The organism is Empedobacter sp. UBA5528 (assembly GCF_002426075.1).
Classification (GTDB): domain Bacteria; phylum Bacteroidota; class Bacteroidia; order Flavobacteriales; family Weeksellaceae; genus Empedobacter; species Empedobacter falsenii_B.
This window is the reverse complement of record NZ_DINY01000059.1, coordinates 1-4,573: the sequence shown is the minus strand read 5'-3', so window position 1 is coordinate 4,573 and position 4,573 is coordinate 1. Positions and strand designations below refer to the sequence as shown.

General features: G+C 35.3%; 5 protein-coding genes. 1 reads left to right on the top strand and 4 read right to left on the bottom strand.

Annotation, left to right across the window (positions count from 1 at the left end):
* Positions 1 to 337: 337 nt before the first annotated feature.
* The 4 genes from B4L98_RS12415 to B4L98_RS12400 all read right to left on the bottom strand — a co-directional run bounded on the left by B4L98_RS12415 (position 338) and on the right by B4L98_RS12400 (position 3,903).
* Entirely contained in the window at positions 338 to 547 is a 210-nt protein-coding gene (locus B4L98_RS12415) for a DUF2945 domain-containing protein (RefSeq protein WP_286496443.1), read from the bottom strand.
* A gap of 23 nt (positions 548 to 570) precedes the next feature.
* A complete protein-coding gene (locus B4L98_RS12410) occupies positions 571 to 1,107 on the bottom strand; it encodes a DUF488 family protein (protein ID WP_286496444.1) in 537 nt (178 codons plus the stop codon).
* Positions 1,104 to 1,799, bottom strand: coding sequence for an SMUG2 DNA glycosylase family protein (locus tag B4L98_RS12405; RefSeq protein ID WP_291078341.1), 696 nt, complete (start codon positions 1,797 to 1,799; stop codon positions 1,104 to 1,106). Before B4L98_RS12405 ends, B4L98_RS12410 begins: the two co-directional genes overlap by 4 nt.
* 316 nt (positions 1,800 to 2,115) lie before the next feature.
* Positions 2,116 to 3,903: a UvrD-helicase domain-containing protein gene (locus tag B4L98_RS12400; protein WP_286496446.1), complete on the bottom strand. Its 1,788-nt coding sequence runs from the start codon at positions 3,901 to 3,903 to the stop codon at positions 2,116 to 2,118.
* A gap of 276 nt (positions 3,904 to 4,179) precedes the next feature.
* Here B4L98_RS12400 and B4L98_RS12395 point away from each other — a divergent pair.
* Positions 4,180 to 4,573, top strand: a 394-nt coding sequence (locus tag B4L98_RS12395) for a transposase (RefSeq protein WP_291078339.1), incomplete at its 3' end; no start/stop codon positions are given.

Below are 4,573 nucleotides of genomic sequence, written 5' to 3'. Positions count from 1 at the left end.
GTCTAAAGCCAATAAACATGTATTAATGTCAAGTTTATCTTACAACTTGAAGAAATACCTGCGCTTTATTTTCAAAATCCCGAGTGTTTTAGCCCAAGTTGTTTCCCTAAAACAAGGGAAATACAGCTTTTTACAAAAGTACTCCTTCACGACTTAAAAAGTGCGTTTTTAAACCCCTATAATTTTACAATTTAATATATTTCCAAAAAATAAACCTCGCTTAAAAAGGCTTAAACGAGGTCATATATTCTGTTTTTTACTGTAAATTGGAGTTGTGCAACAGTTACCAGTGTTAGCGGTTCGTTGTTTTCTCAATTCGTTTCTCTGATTATTTTTCTCAGAGTTTAGTAAGGGCAGAACCCTTATGAGCGGCAATATGATCCGTCTTGTTGCTTTTTATTTCATATTGAGGATCTTCTTCTGTAGCATGGTGTGTATAACCTTTGTAATCGAAATCTTTTGTATGTATTTTAATGATAGTTCCTGAAACTCTTCCTGTTTCGGAGTTCCAGCTTACTTTGTCGCCTACTTTAAATTTTGTTTTCATAAACAGATTTTTTAATTGTAAATCTAATTTTCATCGGAATAAAATACATTATCATCAACTATTCTTGCCGGTGCAGTGTATTTATGCTCCTGCACTTTTCCTGTTACCATAATATGTAATACCGTCCAACCTTTTGCTTTCAGATAATCGGATACCATTGAACGATGACATCTCCACCAAACTGCTTCGGAGCACATATAAGCCGTGGGTTGTTCTAAAGCAATATGTTCCAGTTTCAAAATGGCACTTTCAAATTCTTCGGTTTCCATATAATCAGCAAAACCTCTGAAAGAATCATTGTTCCAGCGGTTGTTTTTTGAGTCCTTTTTTGCCTTTCTTCTTCCTCCTAAATCGGCCAGATGTATGTATTGTATTCCGGCTTCTTCTAAGGATATTTTTAAATTTTCCTTGTCGAATTGTGGGAATTTGCGTGAGCCGGGCAAACTCCGTATGTCAGCAAGAATTTTAATATCAAAAGATTGCAGCATATCCAAAAATTCAACCAAACTACGTGTAGAATGCCCTATGGTATAGATGATATGTGTTCCCGATTTCTTCATTTAGGATTGTTCAATGCTAAAATATATTTGTCAATATACTGCTGTTTTTCTTTTGATTTGTATTGCTGGATGTATCGCGGATGTTCAAGGGTTTTTAAACTGTCAAACAACTTTGCTTCCTTGTTTAGCTTTTGGATAAAATCTGCATTTTTCTTTCCTAATACAAAAACCTCTGAAGTATCTAATCCAAGACTGATGTGTTTTTTCAAAGAGTTAATCATAAAACCTTTCACCATTTCAAAAAGAATAGGGTCATCATAATAATTTGCATTAAGCCATTTGCCGTTTTTTGTTTGACGGATAATGGCTAAAGGGAATGGAGAGTTGATGTAAAAATCTTTGTAGAATTCTTTTGCTCCACCATACTCAGCAATCATATCATACATAAAAACAGAAGAAACTTCGTGCGTATGTGCCGATTGCATTTTGATAGAACAGACGCTTTCCAATCGTTTGGTATCCGTAAATGGCACACCCGTTACCCCGGCTCCGTGACGGCTCGGGTTAATACCGATAATAAATCTTCGTTGCTTAGAATCGTTGTAATATTTATGATAAAACTGTTGCATTACCTCTATCGTTTCAGGATTATTCAGGTAAGGGTTCATCACCTGAAAACCTTTTGGCAGCTTACCCGAATAGTGTAAATAGTTGTTGAAATCAATCACTTTATCAGCAAAGGTTTTTGACATAAGAATTTCTTTATTTTTCTATCTTGCAAACTCTTTCAGCACTATTCATCAAAGGACAAAAGTGCAAAATTCCTATTGTAGCCTGGCTGTTTTTACAATTTGATTTCATCTTTTTATGCTTATCGATTGGCTACATTCAAGGTCGTTGTCTTACAATGACCGCTAACGTTTTGGCGCTTGGCGCAGTGGCGGATTTCGGAGCACAAAATTGTCAATACACCACAAAAGTTGATGCGAAGTAGAATGTTCAATTAGCCACTTCACCCGCCATTGAGCCAAACGCCTGTTATAGCCAGTGCTTCCTGTTATTTTCTGTTTATCCGTAAAGTTCTTCAAGTTCCAGTTTTTTAATTCTTGATGTTATTGCACCCCTTGTCCGACCGAAATGTTTAGCCATATCTTTTACATTTACTCCTTCACAATACATTACTGTTAGTTCGTTGTCAAGTTCAGGTGTCCACGGTTTGTATGCGTCCTTATGTTTGGTTCTCACTTCTTCAACCGAATAAGCTTTTTCTGTTTTGCTTTCTGCCTTGTCGGTTTTTTGTTTCAATTCTTCTTTTCTTTGCTGTTCCTTTTCTTCTTCACTCACAACTTTCATAACGTGAATTTGTGATGATTTTGGAAATTCAGAAGGCATTAAAGGTTCGGGAATATGAATACTATTTTTTGTCCGAGTGACAGCAACATAAAGCAAATTGATTTCTTCATTTAGTTTTGTGGCGTTGATTTCTTCGGCTTTCTTATCTTCTTTCAATTTCTCTAATTTTTCTTCAGAAATAAAGTCATTTACAAGTTGAATGGCATCATACTCCATTCCTTTGCAACGATGAACTGTCGAGAAAATCATTTCTGCCTTTTCTTTGTCGTCATTGTCAACGTGTTTTTCTTTAATGGCTTTTATGATGTCAGGAATTTTATTTCCATACTCTTTAACTATTTCAACCATCATTGCAAGCTGAACATCTTCTGTCTTTTCAATATAATCTTCTAACTCGTCAAGGTCTTTCATAGCCTTGATTAGTTTGTCCTTAATTAAGTGATGCTTTTCGTTGTAAAGATTTAGAACATCATAAAGGGAAGCACCTTCGTCTGCGTATGTATATGAGTTGATGTTACCTTCAAAGTAAATCTGTTTTACCTTTTTCTTTTCAGTTACATATTCTATTGCTTTTAGTAAAAGACCGAGATTGGTTCTTGCAAGAACAGCTTTGGTTTTAATTTCTTTGCTGTTGCCTTTTCCTGTGATAGGAATGGTTTGGTGTTCGTCAAGGTGCTTTTTGAATTTTAAAACTTCCATTGCAAGATTTGCAATGTCTTGACTAAATCGAAAGCTTGTCGAAAGATGATAGGTTTTAAAGTCGGCTTTTTCTAACGAGTTTACCGCAAATCGCCACCCGTAAATTTGTTGGTGTGTGTCGCCAACGATTACTTTGGTCGCTTTTTGATTAAAGAACACATCAAGCATTGCAGGAGATGCGTCTTGTCCTTCGTCAAAAAGTATGTAATCGTAGTCAAGTTTTGGGTTTGAAAGTTGGAATTTTTTAAGGTAGAAGTCGTGGGTGATTTCGATTTCTCCTTTGTCCATTTTGCTTAATAAAAGTCGTGATTGAGAAACGATATAGTCGTAAAATGATGAAACAAAAGTTTTTGCTTTTGGGTCTGTTACTGTGTCAAGATAATTTAAGTCTTGAACTTTTTGCTTGGCGCTGTTGCAGAAATAGGCAATGAACTTGTTAATGTGATTGGCAATGACATATTCCGTATGCTTTTCTCCGTTGCCTTGCAGATTTAGAAGTTCGGCAATTTCATTTGTCTTGTAACCTTGTGGTCTTACTTTGTATCCATTTTTAAATACAATGTGTCGATAAGCCAAAGAATGTGCTGTCTCAACTTTCACATTATTAAGTCCTTTGTCGGCAAATTTTTTGGCTGCTTCAAGCTTTACGGATTTGTTGAAAGCTAAATAAAGAATTTTACTTGTCGATGGTCTTGTCTTGGCGTATTCAATTACGGTCGTAGTTTTCCCAGACCCGGCAACAGCATTTATTTTGATGTTTCCAGTCGAGTTGATGATATCATATTGTTCTTTCGTTAACTCCATTTTCTGTAACTGTCATTCTGTGTCGGGTCGTCTTTTAGCATTGGCTATAACGGAAAAAGGCTTTGCGAAGTGCGGGAATTCGAAGAACTTAAGTTCAAGAATTCCGAAACGAAGCAAATGCTTTTTCAGATTGTCTAAATTAAGTAAAAAAACAATATGAAAAGTAGTTGCGAAATATTTTGACGAAATTTCAATCAATGACTAAACCCCGCATTTTGCAAAACCACTGTGCTTGTTGCACAACACTAAATATAGCAATTTTTCATATCTTGTAGTATGCAAGGACGAAAAGAATTTATTCCTCAACTTTTTTATGAATTAAGTTTAGATCGGCTAGTTCCATCTGATAACTTTTATCGCCAAGTAAATCAAGTATTAGATTTACATTTTCTGTATAGATCCACTCAAAAATATTACGGTACTCAAGGTCAAGAAAGTATAGATCCTGTGGTGTTTTTTAAAATATTGTTAGTGGGTTATTTGAATAATATCAATAGCGACAGAGCATTGATTCGTTTTTGCAGTAATTGCTTGGATGTTCGTTTATTTTTAGGTTATGATTTAAATGAAGAGTTGTCTTGGCATTCAACAATTAGCCGAACAAGAGCGCTTTTTGGAGAGGAAGTTTTCTTGCAATTATTTCAGTTAGTTTTAAAACTGTGTGTGAATA

What these genes read in the sequence shown, in the direction of transcription:
- B4L98_RS12415 (WP_286496443.1), bottom strand. Translation starts at nt 547, where the DNA reads ATGAAAACAAAATTTAAAGTAGGCGACAAAGTAAGCTGGAACTCCGAA.
- B4L98_RS12410 (WP_286496444.1), bottom strand. Translation starts at nt 1,107, where the DNA reads ATGAAGAAATCGGGAACACATATCATCTATACCATAGGGCATTCTACA.
- B4L98_RS12405 (WP_291078341.1), bottom strand. Translation starts at nt 1,799, where the DNA reads ATGTCAAAAACCTTTGCTGATAAAGTGATTGATTTCAACAACTATTTA.
- B4L98_RS12400 (WP_286496446.1), bottom strand. Translation starts at nt 3,903, where the DNA reads ATGGAGTTAACGAAAGAACAATATGATATCATCAACTCGACTGGAAAC.